Raw genomic sequence first — 318 nt, 5'->3', positions numbered from 1 at the left:
AACAGCAGCGGATTGAGCGCGATCGAAATAATCGCTCCAGCCAGGAGCAGGCTCTGGCCCTCTTTCGGCAGCAAGCCGAGCGCCATGCCCAGCGCCGCCAGGATGAACGAGAACTCGCCGATCTGCGCCAGGCTGGCCGACACCGTCAGCGCGGTATTGAGCGGATAGCGCAGCGCGATCACCAGCGCGAACGCCACCAGCGACTTGCCGAACATGATCACGCCGACCACCGCCAGCACCCTTAGCGGGCTCTCGACCAGCACCATCGGATCGGCCAGCATGCCGACCGAGACGAAGAACAGCACCGAAAATGCATCG

General features: G+C 63.8%; 1 protein-coding gene. It reads right to left on the bottom strand.

The annotated features are described in order from the left end of the window. A partial coding sequence (locus tag F1735_RS34610) for a cation:proton antiporter domain-containing protein (RefSeq protein WP_187364439.1) occupies positions 1-318 on the bottom strand: 318 nt, incomplete at both ends.

The sequence above is a fragment of the Massilia genomosp. 1 genome (genome assembly GCF_011682185.1).
Classification (GTDB): Bacteria; Pseudomonadota; Gammaproteobacteria; order Burkholderiales; family Burkholderiaceae_D; genus Telluria_A; species Telluria_A rubra.
The sequence above is the reverse complement of the archived record's forward strand: the minus strand, read 5'-3'. Positions and strand labels throughout refer to the sequence as shown.